This window comes from Porphyromonas vaginalis (genome assembly GCF_958301595.1).
GTDB lineage: Bacteria > Bacteroidota > Bacteroidia > Bacteroidales > Porphyromonadaceae > Porphyromonas > Porphyromonas vaginalis.
In genome coordinates, this window is record NZ_CATQJU010000001.1 from 1,928,210 (window position 1) to 1,946,990 (window position 18,781).

Genomic DNA, 18,781 nt, shown 5'->3' on the forward strand with positions numbered 1-18,781 from the left:
TCGCTCGTGAGATTTGCGAACTCACTGGTTACTGAATTGTCTGTTGTTTCGATAAAAAACACTATATTTGCCATCATAATAGCTCGCTGGTGCTACAGGCTGTCGGGATGACGAGACGCCACGCACTAATCTCAGGACACTCACACCTACTAGCACACGAGTCTAAGACATCTTCTAAAGACATAATAACAAACAGATTAAACAATCTATTATGAAACAAACAACTACCCTCTGGAGTTTACTCCTCACGCTCCTCATAGCCGTCACAGTGAGTACGGCTCAGGAGCCTGTAACGCCACGTCTGCAGGCAGCACCTGCAGGCACATCCTTACGTGCTGGCGGTACCCTGACTGGCTTTGGCTTTGCTGATCGCAACGCAGAGACTGGGGCCGTTGGCGTCGGTGCAACAAACATCTACATCTCTGCTTACATCCTGCTACCCGACGTAGGTGCTAATAAGATTGAGAAGATCTCTTTCCCAGGAGTTAAGGCTGACAAGGTCGCCTACCTCCTCATACTCTCAGAAGATGGTAAGACCACACTCTACAACCAGAAGTGCGAGATCGCTGTTGGCGTTAATGAGATGACCCTCACGACACCCTTTGCTACTGAGGCGGGCAAGCGCTACCTCGTAGGCTTTGCCACAAAGCCTGTAGGTAGTACCCGACAAGATGCATACGTTCTCCCCTTCGATGGAAAAAGCGAAATCAAAGATGCGCTATATATAGCTGCGGGTACAGATCCTTTCCCAACAGAGAAGAATAAGGAGAATGAGCGTGCCTTTAACCTATTCAACGCTATGGGCTCTAACGTCGGCTCTGCACAGATCTTCGTCACACTAAAGGATGAGAGCAAACTACAGGATCTAGGCTACCTAACCGCTGTTGAGGGCAACTTCAGCAAGATCAAAGTAGGTGAAAAGGTCTCTCCGAAGGTCTCTCTCCGCAACATCGGTATGAACGAGATCACCTCTTTCGATCTCACCTATCAGTTTGGTACAGGTGAGGTCAAGACTATCTCACATACCGTAACTCCCGCACTGGCAGCTACTCAGACGGGCGAGTACACCTTTGAGATCCCCGCTGAGGTAGAAGGTATGGGTACGCTACACTTTGCTGTCTCCCAGGTCAATGGTAAGAAGAATGTCTTTGCAGATAATCGTGTAGACCTTACTTATCTAGTTGGAGACTACAATGCAATTAATCGAGAGACGGTTCTCCTAGAGCGCTTTACAGGAGAGGATTGTCCTTACTGCCCACAAGCAGATGCTCCCATCAACGCTTTTATCAAGCAGATGACAGAGGCTGGACTACGTGTTAGCTATATTGCGTACCACATCTTTAATCAAGACTTCGTGTCAATACGAGAACCTTATGAACTCGGTCAATACTTCCTTCTTGCTGGCTTCCCATCTATATCTATCAACCGCGCTGTTACACCAGATGGACGATCTCTTAGCCAGGACGGTAGAATCAGCAAGGATGGTGCTACTGCATGGACTAACAAGATGAAGAACGATAAGCAGGGCGTCAAGATCGAGAGCATAAATCAGAAGATCTCTGACGGTACGCTGGAGGTAGTCGTCAAGGGTGTAGCTCTTAAGAATAGCTTTGACCCAGAGGATCTCTACCTAACGGTACTCGTAACGGAGGACAACATCCCCGCTAGGAGCCAACGAGGAGCTGGTAAAGGCTACAAGCACGAGGCTGTACCTCGTCTCTACCTCACCGCAGCTACGGGTAACAAGCTCAAGGTCGAGGCTGACGGCACTTTCACTGTCACGCTACGTGGTACCCTCAAGTCTACTTGGGTAGGTAGCCAGTGCAATGTAGTTGCTGTCGTTCACCCAAGCATCAAGCAGTCTAAATTGGAGAACCGTGCTGTACACACTGCTGAGACAGCTCCTCTAGGCTTTGGTCTCGCTAACGAGCCTGTAGCTCCTGCACAAGCTCCTGTCGTAACGGCTGAGGGTGGCTACCTAAACATCCTAGGTCGTGTTGATGCCTTCGAGCTATACGACATGTCTGGTGCACTCGTCACAACGAATGTAGAGACACGTCTCCTACCAGGCACCTACATCATCCGCATCTTCAGCGATCTACGCGTCTACACCTCCAAGGTGATCGTTCGCTAAGACCTAGATAAGACTCAGAGTTGGCTGTAAGTATGCTAAGATGCTTTTATAGTCAACGAATGATAAGGGCATGAGTTTGACCTCGTGCTGTACTATGTAGTGACGCTCATCTCTGGGCGTCACTACTAGTTTAACTCTCCACCTTACTGAAGTCGCGAAGCCTGTTGCTTTCGTACTATGTACTAGCATCAGCTATCCAAGCGACGTTAAGAACAATCACATCCACAAAACAACCATAGTATGAAATTCTTTATCGCAAGAAATAGACGGATCTTCGCTATTTCAATCCTATTCGTGGCACTACTATCTGCTCATCTTGGAGCTACGTTATATGCTGCTGAGACTCGCTCTCTGAGCTATTCACCGCAAGCCACAGCGGCACCCGCACCTGCAACAGGCTCTCATATCTCGATCACCACGTCACGCAATGCTGGAGAGCAGATAACACTCAAGGTTAAAGTCGCTGAAGAGGCCGCGGAGCAGCAAGCTTGGGTCGATCTCAACGGCAATAAAATCTGTGACGACGGAGAGACGGTGTCTGAGTATGGCAGGGCTATACAGTATACTGTAAGCAATCAGATGATCAACGTCTATGGCAGTATCATAGAGTTTGACTGCTCTGAGAATGCATTGACGGCTATGGATCTATCTGCGTGCCCTTCTCTACTAGAGCTGTATTGCCTAAACAATGATCTGACCACATTGGACCTCTCAAAGTGTGGAGCGATCAGCATCTTGGACTGCTCGTTCAACCAGCTCACCTCGCTACTTCTACCTGCATCCAAGTCGCTCTCTGCTCTGGTTTGCTCGAATAATAAGCTCTCGAAGCTGGACCTCTCTTCCTCACACGACCTCCAGCGACTATACTGCACGGACAACTTACTGACAGAGCTAAGCGTCAAGGACTGCCCGAGCCTAAACTTGCTATACTGCTCGAATAATCAGCTCCAAGCTCTTGACATCTCAACGACTCAGGCACTCACGCTCTTGGACTGTCGGATCAATCAGATCAGTTCTTTGGATCTTGCCGCTGCTCCTGAGCTTTTTCTGATAGAATGTGGCAAGAACAGTCTAACCAAGGTAGACATCTCTAAAAATGAGAAACTGCTCTACCTCTACTGCTATGACAATCAGCTCACCACAGTTGATGTCTCGGCAAATAAGCTACTTAATACCTTGGATTGTGCTGGCAACAACTTGCAGACGATAGACCTATCTCACAATCCCGATCTAGTTATGCTGTGCTGCGCAAGCAACCACATACGAGGTGAGGGTATGATCAAGTTGATCCAAAGCCTACCTAATCGTGCGGAGGCTGACACGCCGGGTGTCTTCTACATTATTAATAACTTTCCCTCAGAGGCAAATGTTTGTCTCAAGAGCGATGTTGCTTTAGCTCATGACAAGAATTGGCAGGCATACTACTACCCAGGCTCTGGTGATGATATCTTCGAGTATGAAGGATCAGAGCTGATCACCTATCGGGTATCTAAGGATATCAATGGTGGTGGTGACATTGTTATCAAAGGATGGGACGATCTTGACGAAGTGCCAGAGGGTACTGAACTGACGGTAGAGGTTTCTCCCCAAAAAGGATATACGCTAGGACGTCTGATGGCAGGAGATGAAGACATTACAGCGACGAAGCGATTTACAGTTCACTCTGACGTAGTAGTCTCAGCGACATTTGTCCTAGGCATTGAGGATATCTCATCCAGGCCACTAGAGGTCTATGCTAATTCAGCAGAAGGCTATGTAACTGTATCAGGTGCTGCTCAGGGAGAGGTTGTACGCATCTACTCTGCTGAGGGTGTTATGCTTGGTAGTACCGTTTCTGATGGCTCTGAGACAGTTAGGATGGATCTCGGGTGCCTAAGTGATGGCGTCTACATCGTCCGCGTCTTCAGCGATTTACGTGTCTACACCTCCAAGGTGATCGTTCGCTAAAGCTTCGTCAGATGCTATGATAGCCAACTACTGGACAGTAGTATGGCTGCAAAACAAAGTCTGGGCTTGACCTCGTGTCAAGTCCAGACTTTGTCTTTTATCGTATAGCGTTCGTGTCAAAGCGAGACGTGTAGCCCTTTGTAGGGACGCACGGCTCGTGCGTCCTTCCCCGTTAAAACCTTGACGCTGTAACCTTTGACACAACGGACGCTCAAGCCGAGCGTCCCTACAGGAGTCGTCCCCGCTTCGCCCGTCAAATCGTTACACGTCTCATCGGATCACTTGAGTTGCGAGCAGGGGCACGTGATTGGGCTGTGTGACTTATTTTTATTACCTTTGAAGAGCTTACGGCAGAGACGTGTGGCGGATGAACTGCGTCTCGACCTTCTTTACTGAAGAGCCAAGTGCATGACAAGCGTCTAACTTACTTTTTACACAATATGAATCAGAAGCAATTAGAACAGATGAAAAGCGGTCGTGGCTTCGTCGGAGCGCTCGACCAGAGTGGTGGCTCAACGCCCAAGGCTCTGAAGGCTTACGGCCTAACTGAGGAGGCCTGGAAGAATGAGGAGGAGATGTTTGACCTGATCCACCAGATGCGTACACGTATGATCAAAAGCCCAGCCTTTGCTACGGGCAAGCTCGTGGGTGTGATCCTCTTCGAGCGCACGATGCGTGCTCAGATCGACGGTATGAATACGGCGGACTATCTCTGGGAGAAGCTGCACATCGTCCCCTTCCTCAAGGTCGATAAGGGACTACAGGAGCTACAGGATGGCGTACAGCTGATGAAGCCATTCCCCGGACTCGATGATCTGCTCAAGGATGCTACCAAGTACCATATCTTCGGCACCAAGATGCGTAGCGTCATCAAGGAGGCTAATGAGAAGGGTATCAAGGCTATCGTCGATCAGCAGTTTGAGTGGGGCAAGCAGATCCTAGCTCATGATCTCGTGCCTATCCTAGAGCCTGAGGTGGACATACACTGCCCCGACAAGGCAGAGGCAGAGCAGATCCTCAAGCGTGAGCTACTCGCACACCTAGACAAGCTGGATCGCCCTGTCATGCTCAAGATCACGCTCCCCACGGAGGATAATCTCTACAAGGAGGTCATCGAGCATCCTAATATGCTTCGTGTAGTGGCTCTATCGGGTGGTTATAGCCGTGAGTACGCTAATGAGCTACTCGCTCGCAATAAGGGTGTGATCGCATCCTTCTCTCGTGCACTGGCTGAGGGCCTGACGGCACAGCAGAGCGATGAGGAGTTCAACGCTACGATCGAGAAGTCGGTCGATGACGTCTATCAGGCTTCTATCAAGTAAACCTATTATAGATACGTAAAAAGAGGAGCTATCGCCCGAAGGGGTGGTAGCTCCTCTTTGATTGGATTGGCTTAGATTATACCGAGCGTGTTGCTAGGCAACGCGCTCCATACCGTATCGTGAGATGAAGATGTCTAGTCTCGCTTCACAACGGCTCGAATCGGCTCAGAGACTTCTTAGAAGCGCTTCTCGCGGCGAGGACGATCCTCAGCCTCACGAATGAGGAGACGACGCCCCTCAAACTCCTGCTCGCTAAGTGCCTCGATAGCACGACGAGCATCCTCGTCTGCCATGTCGGCAAAGCCGAACCCGCGTGAACGCCCAGTGGCGCGATCCATGACGACACGAGCGTTGGAGACCTCTCCAAACTCGCCGAGTAGTTGCTCCAAGTCGTTCTCACGAACTCGGTAGCTCAAGTTGCCTAAATATAGGGTCATAAAAGGGAAAAGGGAAAAAGGGAAAATAATTAGTGAAGCATTGGGGAGAGAGAGACACCTCACGAATGTGATACAGATCTCAAACTGTCTGATTTGCTACCGTACTGCCATCTATTGTCACGGCGATGTTGTGTCGTCATCACATAGCGGGCGAGAAAGGGCGACTATCTAAATTCTTAATGTGTGCCATAGCCGTCGATGCTTTTCTCCGTTTGCTGAGTGCAAATGTAAGTATAATTATTGAACTGACAATCTATTCGATAGCGTCCTAACGTCACACTCTCTAATTTGTATTACCTTTGTAACGCTTCATCTGAGGCTGCAGTGCTTGTGCGACAGCCTTCGTTTACCATATAGAGGAGATAGATATGTCGATACCCTTTGACCCTTACGCTGACTACAGCCCGTACCTGCGCCATCCAGTCTTTGCCCTGGTGGGGCGTGTGGCTGATACGCTCGATCTGGAGACCTATGTGGTCGGTGGATGGGTGCGTGACCTTTTCTTACAGCGTCCTAGCAATGATATAGACATCGTCTGCGTCGGTAGTGGAATAGCCTTAGCTAAAGCGGTAGCGCGGGAGATAGGACCGAAGTGCCAGGTGCATGTCTTTGCGAACTTTGGTACGGCGCAGCTACGCTACAAGGGCGTGGAGGTGGAGTTCGTCGGAGCGCGTCGTGAGAGCTACCAGCGGGATAGTCGCAAGCCGATCGTCGAGGATGGTACGCTCGAAGATGATCAGGAGCGACGAGACTTCACGATCAATGCGATGGCTATCTCGCTCAACGAACGCACCTATGGCGAGCTGGTAGACCCCTTCTACGGACTGGAGGATCTGCAGGACTATATGATCCGTACGCCGGTCGATCCGCAGGTCACCTTTGATGATGATCCGCTGCGTATGATGCGTGCTGTGCGCTTTGCCTCGCAGCTGGGCTTCTTCATCGATGATGCGGTCTTTGATGCTATTGTGAAGCTTCGAGAGCGCATTAAGATTGTCTCTGCAGAGCGTATCATCGTGGAGCTAAACAAGATCATGCTCTCACCGCGTCCCAGTGTGGGGCTATCCCTGATGGAGCAGACGGGCCTACTGGAGCTGATCCTCCCAGAGGTGCAGCTACTGCGAGGCACCGAGACGGTCGTCGGGGTAGGGCACAAGGACAATCTAGCGCACACTTATCAGGTAGTCGACCAGTTGGCCGCAAAGAGTGACAACCTCTACCTTCGCTGGGCAGCTCTGCTGCACGACATTGCGAAGCCTAAGACCAAGCGCTGGGATGCGCAGCTGGGATGGACCTTTCACAATCATAACTATATAGGAGCTAAGATGGTGCCGCGTATGTTTCGCCGCCTCAAGCTCCCGCTGGACAGTCACATGCAGTATGTCGCTAAGTTGGTCGACCTGCACATGCGTCCCTCGTCGCTCGTCGATGAGGGTGTGACCGACTCGGCAATACGTCGTCTGCTATTTGACGCGGGCGATGATATAGAGGATTTGATGACGCTGGTGGAGAGCGACGTGACGAGCAAGAACCCCAAGCGCGTACAGCAGGTCCTAGACAACTATCAGCTGATACGGCGCAAGCTCCAAGAGGTGGAGGAGAAGGATCGCATTCGCAACTTCGCGCCTCCGATCGATGGTGCAGAGATCATGCGTCTCTTTGGCATCCCGCCCTCGCAGATCGTGGGGACGCTTAAGGAGCGGATCAAGAATGCAATCCTCGACGGTGAGATACCCAACGAATATGAGCCAGCTCGTGAGCTACTGCTCAAAGAGGCTGCAGAGCGTGGACTCAAGCCTCAAGAGGGTGAACCCGCACAACCTACTAATGACTGAAAGAAAGACAGAACTATGACAGATCAGACGAAGATAGCCGAAGAGCTAGCTGAGCCACATCACTTTGGTTCACACAATATCTATATGCCCACGGCCCCCGTGGGGCACTTCCTCCCTTATTACCCATGGCGCACGCTCTACGAGCAGCTGCCTTTTGAGGGGGCTTACCCACAGCTCCTCTATACAAATAGTCAGGCTGACGCACTCTTTGAGGCACTCTCGCTACGCCTTGCCGAGCTGGTGGCGGACGAAAACTTTCACATGGAGGTGTCGCTGCAGTACCCTATGGGCATACCCGTAGAGGAGGTGCGTGAGGGCTACCTGACACTCATTGTGACAGACCCCAGCTTGGATCAAAGGCTCGAGGGCTTGCCCGTGGAGGTGCCACGCGAACTGTGGCTCGATATGCTGGCGATGAGCTTGATACATTACATCCTACAGACGGAGATTGCCCCCGAAGAGCAGGTCGAGGTTGCCCTAGTCGAGATGCCCCACGAGGGTACCGAGGAGGAGAGTGAAGAGGTACGTCCTCTATGGGTCAAGCAGTGGGAGCAGACGCAAGAGATGATCCACAAGAGCGATGGTGCTCACCGCTATCGCTACGGCTTTAGCCTCACCTTAGCGGGTCGCACGCCCAGCAACGTCGAGTAGCGTGCTTTTTTTATCTACCTTTGTATCCAAATAGATAACCGAGGGAGGCTGCCTCACGGCACAAGGGCCTCCGATAAGATATAGACGCAATGAACAAGACTCCACTAGAGGATGCTGCAAGCAATGGCGCAGAGAGCACGGGACTAAACTTTATAGAGCAGGTTGTCGTAGCGGACATCCAGAGCGGTAAGTACGATGGACGTGTGCAGACACGCTTCCCACCAGAGCCAAATGGCTACCTACATATAGGTCACGCTAAGGCTATCTGCATTGACTTCGGCATTGCTCAGAAGTATGGGGGCGTGTGCAATCTACGCTTCGACGATACCAACCCGATCAAAGAGGATGTGGAGTACGTAGACGCTATCCGTGAGGACATACACTGGCTCGGCTTCGAGTGGGGTAAGGAGTGCTACGCTTCGGACTACTTCCCACAGCTCTACGCCTTTGCCGAGCGTCTTATCATGACGGGGCATGCTTACGTCGATGAGCAGAGTGCTGAGGAGATTGCTCAGCAGAAGGGTACGCCCACGACCCCTGGTATCAATAGCCCTTATCGTGATCGTCCTGCTGAGGAGAGCTTGGACCTCTTCCACCGTATGAATGCGGGCGAATTCCCCGAGGGTGCTATGACGCTCCGTGCTAAGATCGACATGGCTTCGGACGATATGCACTTCCGCGACCCGATCATCTACCGCATCATCAAGCGTCCGCATCACCGCACTGGTACAGAGTGGCAGGTCTATCCTATGTACGACTTCGCGCATGGACAGAGCGACTACTTCGAGGGTGTGACCCATTCGATCTGTACCTTGGAGTTCGTACCGCATCGTCCGCTGTACAACTATCTTGTGGAGCTCCTGATGCCCGAGGGCACTACTTACAGACCCTATCAGTTTGAGTTCAACCGCCTCAACCTCACCTACACGATGATGAGCAAGCGCAAGCTCCTCAGCCTCGTGCAGCAGGGACTAGTCACTGGCTGGGACGACCCCCGCATGCCGACCCTCTGCGGTTTGCGTCGTAGGGGCTACACGCCACAGTCGATCCGTGACTTCGTCAGCATGATTGGCTACACCCGCTATGAGGGTACGATTGATCTCTCGCTCCTAGAGCATGCCGTGCGCAATGATCTCAACAAGCACGCTGCACGCGTCTCGGCTGTCCTAGACCCTGTCAAGCTCATCCTGACCAATCTCCCCGAGGGTCACGATGAGGCGCTAGAGATGGTCAATAACCCTGAGGATCTATCGGAGGGTACGCATATCCAGCACCTTACGCGTGAGCTCTGGATCGATCGGAGCGACTTTATGGAGGATGCTCCTAAGAAGTATTATCGCCTTACGCCTGGTGGCTTGGACGTGCGCCTACGTGGTGGCTACATCATCAAGTGTACTGGCTGCGAAAAGGATGCCGAGGGCAATGTGACGGCCGTCCTTGCCGAAGTTTACCTAGACAGCAAAACAGGCATGGAGGGTAGCAACCGCAAGGTCAAGGCTACCATACACTGGGTCTCTACGGCCTACGCACTAGATGCTGAGGTACGTCTCTATGACCGACTTTTCCTAGAGGAAGACCCCTCAGGTATCCCTGCTGAGGAGCTCAAGGACCATCTCAATCCCGACTCGCTCATTGTGCAGCACGCCTTTGTCGAGGAGTGCCTACGAGACGCTCAGGTGGGAGACCACTTGCAGTTCCAGAGAGTCGGCTACTTTACGGTCGATCCCGATAGCCGTCCAGGCGCACTAGTCTTCAACCGCACCGTATCACTCAAGGATCGACGCTAGAGAGCTTCCCCGCTTAGAAAAGTATGCTGGAACAGCTGACTCTCTGGTTCTTCGACCACCTGAACTACTGGACGGTCTTCCTCTTGATGACCATCGAGAGTTCGTTTATCCCCTTCCCGAGTGAGGTGGTTGTGCCACCCGCAGCCTTTCTGGCCGCCACAGATGGAGAGATGAGCGTGGTGGGTGTACTCTTCTTTGCCACTAGCGGAGCGATCATGGGGGCACTCATCAACTATTACCTAGCCATGTGGCTGGGGCGTCCTATCGTTTACCGCTTTGCTGGCAGTAGAGTGGGGCGTATGCTCCTGCTGAGCCCCGAGAAGCTCGACCGTGCCAACGAATACTTCGTTCGCAAGGGGGCTGTCTCCACTTTCGTAGGCCGTCTGGTACCCGGCATTCGTCAGCTCATCTCCATTCCCGCTGGTTTAGCCCGCATGCCGCTAGGTGCCTTTGTGGGCTATACGGCTCTGGGGGCTGGAGTGTGGAATGCTATCCTTGCGCTCATCGGCGTGCTCCTCTCGCGTGTTCCTGGCATCGAGACGAAGGAGCAGGTGGTCGCTAAGGCGAGCGAGTACAGCCACATCATCGGCTACTCCATACTGGCGATTGTGCTATTGCTGCTGGCGATCTATATAGTCAAGCAGGTACAGCGTAAGCGTCGCCGTAATTTGATCACAGACTAAAAGCTATTAATCATCTCATTTTAGGTACCTTTGTACTGCAAAACAAGCTCAACTATATAAAGACATGAAGAATATATTGATCATTGGCTCGACCGGTCAGATCGGCTCCGAGCTGACAATGAAACTACGTCGTGAGTACCAGAATGGTTCAGTCGTAGCCGGTTACATCGCTGCAATGCCTCCTAAGGGCGAGCTCCTCGAGAGTGGTCCCGCAGAGCTTGCCGACATCACCGACTCAGCTCAGCTAGCAGCCATCGTTGACAAGTACAAGATCGATACCATTTATAACCTAGCAGCTCTCCTGAGTGCTACAGCAGAGGCCAAGCCTCAGCTCGCATGGCACATCGGACTAGGTGGACTCTTTAACGTCCTAGAGATAGCTCGTGAGAAGGGTTGTGCCGTCTTTACTCCCAGCTCTATCGGAGCCTTTGGTAATGAGACACCTAAGGACAAGACTCCTCAGGACACGATCCAGCGTCCTAAGACTATGTACGGTGTGACCAAGGTAGCTGGTGAGCTACTTAGCGACTACTACCACAAGCGCTTCGGCGTAGACACCCGCTCGGTACGCTTCCCTGGGCTTATCTCCAATGTGACGCTACCTGGTGGTGGTACGACGGACTATGCCGTAGAGATCTACTACGCAGCCGTCAAGGAGGGCAAGTTCGTCTGCCCCATCAAGGAGGGTACCTACATGGATATGATGTATATGCCAGACGCTCTGCACGCTATGGTGCAGCTCATGGAGGCCGATCCTACGAGACTGGTACATCGCAACTCCTTCAACATTGCCTCGATGAGCTTCGAGCCTAGCCAGATCGCAGCCGCTGTCAAGCGCATCATCCCCGACTTTGAGATGACTTACGACGTCGATCCACTGCGTCAGGCTATCGCTGAGTCGTGGCCTAACTCGCTCGACGACAGCTGCGCTCGTCGTGAGTGGGACTGGCAGCCACACTACGACCTCGACACCATGAGTCAGGATATGATCCAGGTGCTACGCGCTCGCTACGGCAAGTAAGCCATCCGCACAGATCCCCAGAGACTGATACAGTCTCCTCCACACGCGTCACTCTTGAGTTCGCTCAGGGGTGACGCTTTTTTTTTGTTCCTCTAGAGGAAGGCTCGGTTAGAGCGAACGCATAGTCGCCTGTCCTCTCCTGAAATAGTACACAGTTGGGAAGCCAACCCCAACAACTATGAAAGAAGAAAAAAGTAACCGAGGACGAAAGGGATATCCCCTAGATTTCAAGTGGAGAGTCATTGATGACCTCCTAGCCACTGGCGAGAGCATCGCCACGACCAGCCAGCGCTACGGCATTACCACACGCACCATTCGAAATTGGTTGCGTACCTTTGGAGTAGAGTTACCCAACCAAAGCAGCAGTAGCACTATGAGCAAGACAAACAAGAACAAAGACGTAGATCCAGAGTACGCAGAACTCAAGCGCGAAAACGCTCGCCTCAAAGCAGCCCTTTTCCAGGCTGAGAGCAAAGCCTTAGTCAACAAGACACTACTCGAAGAGGTCCTGAATCGCTACCATATTGATCTAAAAAAAAAGACCGATTTGCAGCCGTGAGACAGCTTGAACACGCCAAAGTGAGAGATCAAAAGCTCTCCATAACCTACCTTTGTCAGCTACTAGAAGTCAGCCGCAAAGGCTACTACAAGCACACCTTCACCGAGCAAGACGAAGATGTCAAAGTAGCCTCCGTCCTACACTATTGCCAGTATGTGCGAAGTAAGCTCCACAGGGCAGGCGTAGACACCCTTCAGCAGTGTACCAACGAATACTTCGAAGGGACTTTCCAAGTAGGTCGCGACTGGCTGTACAAAGTCTTAGGAGCCAACGATATGCTGCTGAGAAGTCGCAAGCGCAAGCGTCCACCCCAGACGACCAAAGGCGTGGTCAATCACGGCTTCCAAGATCACCTGAACACCACCCCTAAATACATTGCCACTGACCATTGCCGGCTCACCGTCTCAGACATAACCTACGTCAAATGTTTAGGGGGCTTCGCATATCTCTCCCTGACGATGGACGCTTATAGCCGCATCATCACCGGCTTTGACCTGCAGCCCACGCTCTCCACAGAGGGCCCCTACAACGCACTAAGACAGACCGTTGACTTCTACCAGAAGCATGGCTTTGACCTCAAAGGGCTCATCTTCCATAGCGACCGAGGCTGTCAATATGTCTCCAAGCAGATGACCGACTACGAGGCCAGCCTAGGCATCGTAACCAGTGTCACCCAGACAGGCAACCCTCTCCACAACGCTATGGCAGAGCGACTTAACGGGATCATCAAGAACGACTGGCTCTACAACTTCGAGGATAAGCCCATAGATCAAGTTCGAGAGATCCTCTCGCAAACGATTGCTCTCTATAACACAGCGCGTCCTCATCGAGCCATCAACAAGAAGACTCCGATGCAGATGCTCATACCAGATTACCCCAACCCTATAACCACACAACCCTCTAAGAAACAGACATCTAAGAACAATTCACCAAAAGCTCCGAGCCTCAAATCTCCGAGCTCATGCCGCTTAACTCCACACAAAGACCTATCTTTGTGTACCTCCGCAGTAAAAACGACCACAAGTCGTGTACCCCAGCAAGAGCAAAACTAACAAATGAGTACACTCACAGGACTAACAAAAATGACCCGAGTACCATCTCAGTAATACCTTCCCAACTGTGTACTTTTTTCAGGAAGAGGACAGCCTTCTGTGGGGAGGCTGGTGCTTTTGTTAACTTTCCAAAACGCTTCCTACCTTGGAAAACTTTTTTTCCAACGGTGGAAAATAAAATTGGATCATCCGAGATTTTGTGTGATGACCTGATCGTGGGCTAAGAAAGAAGCTGGCTCTATCTTTAGTACCTTTGAAAAAGTTAACCATTACTATTTCGGTACTATTATGATAGAAACCAGCTTCCTATATCACAGTTTTGGAATACGAGACGTTGTCGGTACTCGCTGTGAGTACAAAGGTACCAAAACAATCATACACGTACGCCCCAGACGTACGCTTCTTTGTTGCCCCCAATGCCACTCCTACACCTTGCTCAAGAATGGAACAAGAGCGCGACAGATACAAACCTTACCTATTGGCTCCCGCCGTTGCTACATCAATCTGACGAACCAACGCTATAAATGTACCTCTTGCCATTGGGACGGCTGGCAAAAGATTCCTGGAATATTGAAAGGCAAGTCCTATACCTATAGATTTGCGCAGCATGTCATTGACTTACTTAGAATGGGAACGATTAAAGCTGTTGCGAACCATCTAGGTGTCGGCTGGGATCTAATCAAAAGCATCCATAAAGACTACCTAAACAAGCGATACAAAAGCCCCAGCTTAAAAGGACTCAAACGCATCGGCATCGATGAGTTTGCTGTTAGAAAAGGACACATTTACGAAACCATTGTCGTAGACCATGATACGGAACGGATTGTTTATAGTCATCCAGGCAAAGACAAAGAAGCCCTAACTCCTTTTTGGGAAATGCTCAAACGAAGAAAGATAACGCTTGAAGCGGTCAGTTGCGATCTTTCCCCAGCCTATATAAGCGCAGTGATGGAGTATCAACCTAAAGCTCAGATAGTCTTAGATCACTTTCATATTATGAAGTTGATGAATGAGAAGATCGATGTCCTTCGCAAAGATCTATATAGGGAGGAGACAGATCTCAATAAGCGTAAGGTTATCAAAGGAGTTAGGTATTTACTTCTAGCAAATGGAGCGGACGTAATGGATACGTATCATCGCTCAAGACTAGAGAATGTGCTGGCTATGAACAAGCCTCTAGCTATAGCATATTACCTTAAGGAAGATCTTAGACTATTCTGGCAGCAGATCTCAAAAGAAAAGGCTGAGTCGTTTTTAAAGAAGTGGCTCGAACAAGCAGATGATTCGGGTGTCAGGCATGTCAAACAAATAGCTAAAACCATCAGGCTCTATCAATGGGGCATTCTAAATTGGTATGACCACCCCATTTCCAATGGAGTGGTCGAAGGAATCAATAACAAAATCAAAGTCCTCAAAAGGGTTGCCTACGGATACAGAGATATGGACTACTTTCAACTAAGACTTTTTGCTCTCCACGATCAGGTCATCACACAAAATCTCGGATGATCCATAAAATTTCCAAGGTAGGAAAGTTTCTTTTCCAACGCTGGAAATGTTTCGTTCCATGTGGTTCCCTGAAAATGGTTGACTTTTTTTTTGTTAAAACGGATGTCGGTTGACATCGTTTTCGTCGTCAAACTAGAATGAGTTGTCTTGACTTTTCAAAGATACTGATTTTAGTTGACTCTGGCAATTTGGGGTAGTTTTTCGTGGTATACCCCGGGCTTGTTTTTTTTCTTTTTTCAAATCGGACAAACACCCCGTTGGTAATGCAACTGACTAAGCCAAACGCCTGTAGCATAGCGGAGGGCGTTTGGTGTGTCAGGTGCATTGCCGCTCTTTGTGTTCCGATTGAAAATGAAAAATCCAGTCTCTTCTTTATTTGCTGATATAAGTTCTATTTAGCTGGTTACTAGCTCCTTTGACTCTTTGTCTTTTCGAGCTTTCTGAATCGCGTCTTCACGATAGCTGCGCCATCGCTTCTTCAGGGGACCCGTACATTCCCTAGCTTCTTGTGGGGTCATATAGTCGATGCTCATATGAGGGCGAGTAGTGTTGTAAGTCTCTATAGCTTTGCTGATTGCACTTTCCGCTTCAGAGATGTTATGGAACACTTTGCCCATTAAGAGTTCGTTCTTAATGGTGCTGTTCACCCGCTCTGACTGGGAGTTCTCTTTGGGTTCTCCTGACTCTGTCATGCTGATCTGTATTCCTCTTTTCTTGAGTATCTTAGTATACTGCAGACTGGCATATTGAGTGCCTCTGTCGGAGTGGTGAATGAGATCGGAAGCGTCCTTTCTGGGGAGCCGCTTGAGGGCTTGCTTTAGTGCCTCGCAGGGGTATTCTGAGGCGAGACTGTCCCCTAGACTATAGCCCACAATCTCCTTCGTATAGTTATCCAAAATCAGGGATAAGAAGCAGAACTCAACCCTGTTGTCCCCTCGCTCCAAGGGGATGTAGGTGATGTCGCTGCTCCACACCTGATTTGGACCATCGGGGATAAGGTCCCGAACGAGGTTGGGGTAGGTGGGCTGGTCGTGGCTGGAGTCCGTGGTGCGGGGAGCTTTGTAGCGCCTCGGTATGCGGACGTAGAGCTTGTGCTTGCGTATGTAGCTCACAAACTTATCTCTGCCAACGGGATAGCGGGCTCCCCACTCCCTGCAATACTGCATCCAAAGCGATACGCCTCCAATACCTGGATTGCTTTTACGTGCTTCCACAATATAGCTTATCACTATAAACTCAAGCTCAGATTCTCTCAAGGGCGTGTCGGACTTGAGGTACTTGTAATAGGCTTGTGGACTCTTGTTCAGTGCCTTGCAGACCTGCTTGATTGGATGTTCATATTGATCTTTCACAGCTGTCACAACTAGTGGCCATTTTTTTTTTGCTCATCGATGCTGTACACCTCCAAGCAGGTCTTGAAGACATCTCGCTCTAAGCAGGCTTGGTCAAGAGCTTTTTCGAGCTCCATGATACGTGCTTTCAGAGCGACATAGTCGTCCTTGCTGAGTTCCTCAGAGGGGGTGCATCGTGGGGGTATTCTCTTTTTGTTCATAGCTTTAGCCACTTCAGGGTTTTCTTGCTCAAAGATACGAATCCAATTGCGAATCGTACATGATGTTACCTGATACTGGCTCGCTAGAATCTTGATTGAATAGCCATTTACGTAGTAGCGCTTGAGTGCCTCAAGCCGTTCGGCCGTTGTGGCATGTCCCTTGGTTGGGCGATTTGTTGATCCCTTCGTGGGCTTCGACTTCGTGTCTTTTGTCTGTTTCATTGTACTCATAGTTATATTACTTACGAGTCAACTTTTTTCAGGGTAAGACATCCAACGGAGGAAAGTTTCAATCCCAAGGGAGGGACGAAGAAATCCCTAGGGAGGAAGCAAGTCTTCCCAAGGAAGGGATTTCTGCTTTCCTAGGTATGAAACTCCAGTTTCTTCGGTATGAAACTAAATGGTCACACGGGGAAACGAAGTTTTTCAGCCGAGGGGCTTGCGGTTGTCTCTACGGAGAGCGAGCGAAGCATTGGCACAAACGACAGCCCCCACGTCTCTCTGGTCGTAGAGAGCCGTGGGGGCTGTTGATATTTAGCGGCTATTTAGCGGCTGGTTAGTGCCCTTTTAGCGATAGGTTAGGGGAGGCTTATGGTCTGTGAACTGTTTGGCCCGTTCTACTCCTCGGGGATGTAGATGACCTCGCCATTCTCCAACTCGTAGGCAATGCCGACGCGCTTGCCGCGGCGCTGATTGGAGGCGTCCTCGCTGTCGGTCGGTGTGTACCGCTCGATGGTGGAGCCTTTTTTGGAGATGATCTCCATATTGTCCTTGCCGGGGTTCTTGATGATGGTGAAGTCCTCCTGCGTTAGCATCTCGGTCATGCTAAACTTCGTGACCAGTGCCACCATGAGTGCCACGGCAAAGACCATTGCCACGTCAAAGAGGTTGCTCACGAGCGATGATGGATCGGTGTCATCGTGGCGCAGTGTGCGTCGCTTACTTCTTCGTCTCATCTTCTGCTTGGGTTAGGAGTTCGTCGATGTAGTCGATGTAGATGAGCTCTTGGTGGTGATAGCGGTGGAGTCTCTGCAAGGTCAGATAGCCGATGGCGGAGACGAAGAGTCCCAGCACGGTGGTTGCAAAGGCGACCTGCATATTGTACGCCATAGTCGCCATATCGCCACTGCTCAGCCCGACGAGCGCTGGCCCCATTGGTATGAGGGTACCCATTAGTCCGAGGATTGGACCGAACTTGGTCAAGACTTGCGGGTAGACGAGTCGCTTGTCGAGGCGTAGCTCATACTCGCCGATGAGTAGGTTGCGCTCAGCAGCGGGAGCCACGAGGAGGGAGCGCAGTAGCTCCTCAAAGAGGTCTAGCCGTGCTGTCTTTGGACTTTCACCGCCCAGCTCTTGGCGCAGTCTGCCGAGTAGTGCGCTAGCGTCTTCACGCTGATGGGAGAAGTAGCGTTGCTGTAGTCGCTTGTAGCGCTGTGCCCGCTCGATGAGTCCGCCCAGCATGAGGAGGGCTAGGAGGAAGAGTAGGAGTAGCCCAATGATCACCGGTATGAGGAGACCATTGGAGAGGAGAAACATGGTGTCTGAAATAAACTTCATAGTAATCTGTTGTGTGTGTAACAATCTTATCTTATTTGCGTGAGCCTTTTGCCTTGATGAGCATGGCTAAATAGCCGATGAGGACGCCACTAGCGAGGGTCGCTAGGAGTATGCATAGCTCTCTAGGCGAGGAGCTGTCTAGCTGGACATTTGGTGCTTGTGTGTGCTCTGGTATGAGGATGTAGGCTATGACGCTACCCACGGCTAGCACCCCAGCCAAGAGCATGGCGAGCAGACGGAGGAACTCTCGATCACGTATCAGGCGAGGTGTCAGCTCGATGAGTAGGAGGAGCACCACAGCAAAGGTTATGGTCACTGCCCAGTAATGGACCCCGGGCATGCTGTAGATGACAAAGCTCCTCAGGTAGCATAGCGCAGGTAGCATCAGTAGCGAGGGGAGCCATACGGCTATCTGGTGGCAGGCGGTCATGACCGCTACGACTAGTCCCTCTCGATGATAGATCATACGCAGAGAGCGGTGTGCGGGTCGGTAGGTGACGACCGCCATCGTGAGCAGTAGCTCTAGCGAGACCATCATGGCTAGTGTAGAGAGCTGCTCCGCCTGACGTAGCATAGCGTCGAGGGCAAGCTTGCTCACTCGCAGGGTTGCCTGATGGGTCGCCACCAAGCCGACGATGTATAGGAGTGCATGCGCTAGTCGCACCCTATGATCAGATCGTACGGCTGTGGTGGTGAGCGCCACTAGGAGCGCAAAGATGGAAACGATGAGTAGCATCT

At 51.0% G+C, this 18,781-nt stretch carries 17 protein-coding genes; 11 read left to right on the forward strand and 6 right to left on the reverse strand.

All coding sequences use genetic code 11. From position 1 onward, the window contains the following. Positions 1-211: 211 nt before the first annotated feature. The 3 genes from Q2J34_RS07490 (at position 212) to Q2J34_RS07500 (ending at position 5,403) form a co-directional block, all read left to right on the forward strand. Complete coding sequence (locus Q2J34_RS07490; protein ID WP_298887467.1) at positions 212-2,134, forward strand: Omp28-related outer membrane protein; 1,923 nt, start codon at positions 212-214, stop codon at positions 2,132-2,134. Between the two features lie 240 nt (positions 2,135-2,374). Further along, positions 2,375-4,081 carry a T9SS type A sorting domain-containing protein gene (locus Q2J34_RS07495; RefSeq protein WP_300969779.1) on the forward strand — a complete coding sequence of 569 codons (1,707 nt, stop codon included), beginning with the start codon at positions 2,375-2,377 and terminating at the stop codon, positions 4,079-4,081. A gap of 440 nt (positions 4,082-4,521) precedes the next feature. Beyond that, on the forward strand, positions 4,522-5,403 hold the full coding sequence (locus Q2J34_RS07500; protein ID WP_300969780.1) for a fructose bisphosphate aldolase: 882 nt from the start codon (positions 4,522-4,524) through the stop codon (positions 5,401-5,403). A 176-nt stretch (positions 5,404-5,579) separates the two neighbouring features. Here Q2J34_RS07500 and Q2J34_RS07505 read toward each other — a convergent pair whose 3' ends face one another. Beyond that, on the reverse strand, positions 5,580-5,840 hold the full coding sequence (locus tag Q2J34_RS07505; protein WP_293965001.1) for an RNA recognition motif domain-containing protein: 261 nt from the start codon (positions 5,838-5,840) through the stop codon (positions 5,580-5,582). A 368-nt stretch (positions 5,841-6,208) separates the two neighbouring features. Between Q2J34_RS07505 and Q2J34_RS07510 the strand changes: the two genes are divergently transcribed. From Q2J34_RS07510 to Q2J34_RS07545, 8 genes are all read left to right on the forward strand, one after another. After that, a complete protein-coding gene (locus Q2J34_RS07510; RefSeq protein WP_298888248.1) occupies positions 6,209-7,675 on the forward strand; it encodes a CCA tRNA nucleotidyltransferase in 1,467 nt (488 codons plus the stop codon). A gap of 15 nt (positions 7,676-7,690) precedes the next feature. Next, positions 7,691-8,326, forward strand: coding sequence for a hypothetical protein (locus Q2J34_RS07515; RefSeq protein WP_300969781.1), 636 nt, complete (start codon positions 7,691-7,693; stop codon positions 8,324-8,326). A gap of 89 nt (positions 8,327-8,415) precedes the next feature. Further along, positions 8,416-10,113: a glutamine--tRNA ligase/YqeY domain fusion protein gene (locus Q2J34_RS07520; protein ID WP_300969782.1), complete on the forward strand. Its 1,698-nt coding sequence runs from the start codon at positions 8,416-8,418 to the stop codon at positions 10,111-10,113. A gap of 23 nt (positions 10,114-10,136) precedes the next feature. Then, on the forward strand, positions 10,137-10,796 hold the full coding sequence (locus Q2J34_RS07525) for a DedA family protein (RefSeq protein WP_298888242.1): 660 nt from the start codon (positions 10,137-10,139) through the stop codon (positions 10,794-10,796). A 64-nt stretch (positions 10,797-10,860) separates the two neighbouring features. Then, positions 10,861-11,817, forward strand: coding sequence for an NAD-dependent epimerase/dehydratase family protein (locus Q2J34_RS07530; protein ID WP_004330960.1), 957 nt, complete (start codon positions 10,861-10,863; stop codon positions 11,815-11,817). A 178-nt stretch (positions 11,818-11,995) separates the two neighbouring features. Continuing rightward, positions 11,996-12,376, forward strand: a complete 381-nt coding sequence (locus tag Q2J34_RS07535; protein ID WP_298888683.1) for a transposase — start codon at positions 11,996-11,998, stop codon at positions 12,374-12,376. Next, positions 12,373-13,428 carry an IS3 family transposase gene (locus tag Q2J34_RS07540; protein WP_300969785.1) on the forward strand — a complete coding sequence of 352 codons (1,056 nt, stop codon included), beginning with the start codon at positions 12,373-12,375 and terminating at the stop codon, positions 13,426-13,428. The genes Q2J34_RS07535 and Q2J34_RS07540 overlap by 4 nt, the downstream gene beginning before the upstream one ends. Before the next feature lie 288 nt (positions 13,429-13,716). Next, complete coding sequence (locus tag Q2J34_RS07545; protein ID WP_300969589.1) at positions 13,717-14,934, forward strand: ISL3 family transposase; 1,218 nt, start codon at positions 13,717-13,719, stop codon at positions 14,932-14,934. Between the two features lie 395 nt (positions 14,935-15,329). Here the strand turns inward: Q2J34_RS07545 and Q2J34_RS07550 are convergent, their stop codons facing one another. From Q2J34_RS07550 to Q2J34_RS07570, 5 genes are all read right to left on the reverse strand, one after another. Beyond that, positions 15,330-16,286, reverse strand: coding sequence for an IS3 family transposase (locus Q2J34_RS07550; RefSeq protein WP_300969308.1), 957 nt, complete (start codon positions 16,284-16,286; stop codon positions 15,330-15,332). An 11-nt stretch (positions 16,287-16,297) separates the two neighbouring features. Beyond that, entirely contained in the window at positions 16,298-16,717 is a 420-nt protein-coding gene (locus tag Q2J34_RS07555) for a helix-turn-helix domain-containing protein (RefSeq protein WP_300969307.1), read from the reverse strand. Positions 16,718-17,103: 386 nt separating this feature from the next. Continuing rightward, a complete protein-coding gene (locus Q2J34_RS07560) occupies positions 17,104-17,442 on the reverse strand; it encodes a DUF2149 domain-containing protein (RefSeq protein WP_004331057.1) in 339 nt (112 codons plus the stop codon). Continuing rightward, on the reverse strand, positions 17,426-18,043 hold the full coding sequence (locus Q2J34_RS07565) for a MotA/TolQ/ExbB proton channel family protein (protein WP_298888401.1): 618 nt from the start codon (positions 18,041-18,043) through the stop codon (positions 17,426-17,428). Before Q2J34_RS07565 ends, Q2J34_RS07560 begins: the two co-directional genes overlap by 17 nt. A 31-nt stretch (positions 18,044-18,074) precedes the next feature. Further along, positions 18,075-18,779 carry a hypothetical protein gene (locus tag Q2J34_RS07570; protein ID WP_298888399.1) on the reverse strand — a complete coding sequence of 235 codons (705 nt, stop codon included), beginning with the start codon at positions 18,777-18,779 and terminating at the stop codon, positions 18,075-18,077. Positions 18,780-18,781 lie beyond the last annotated feature (2 nt).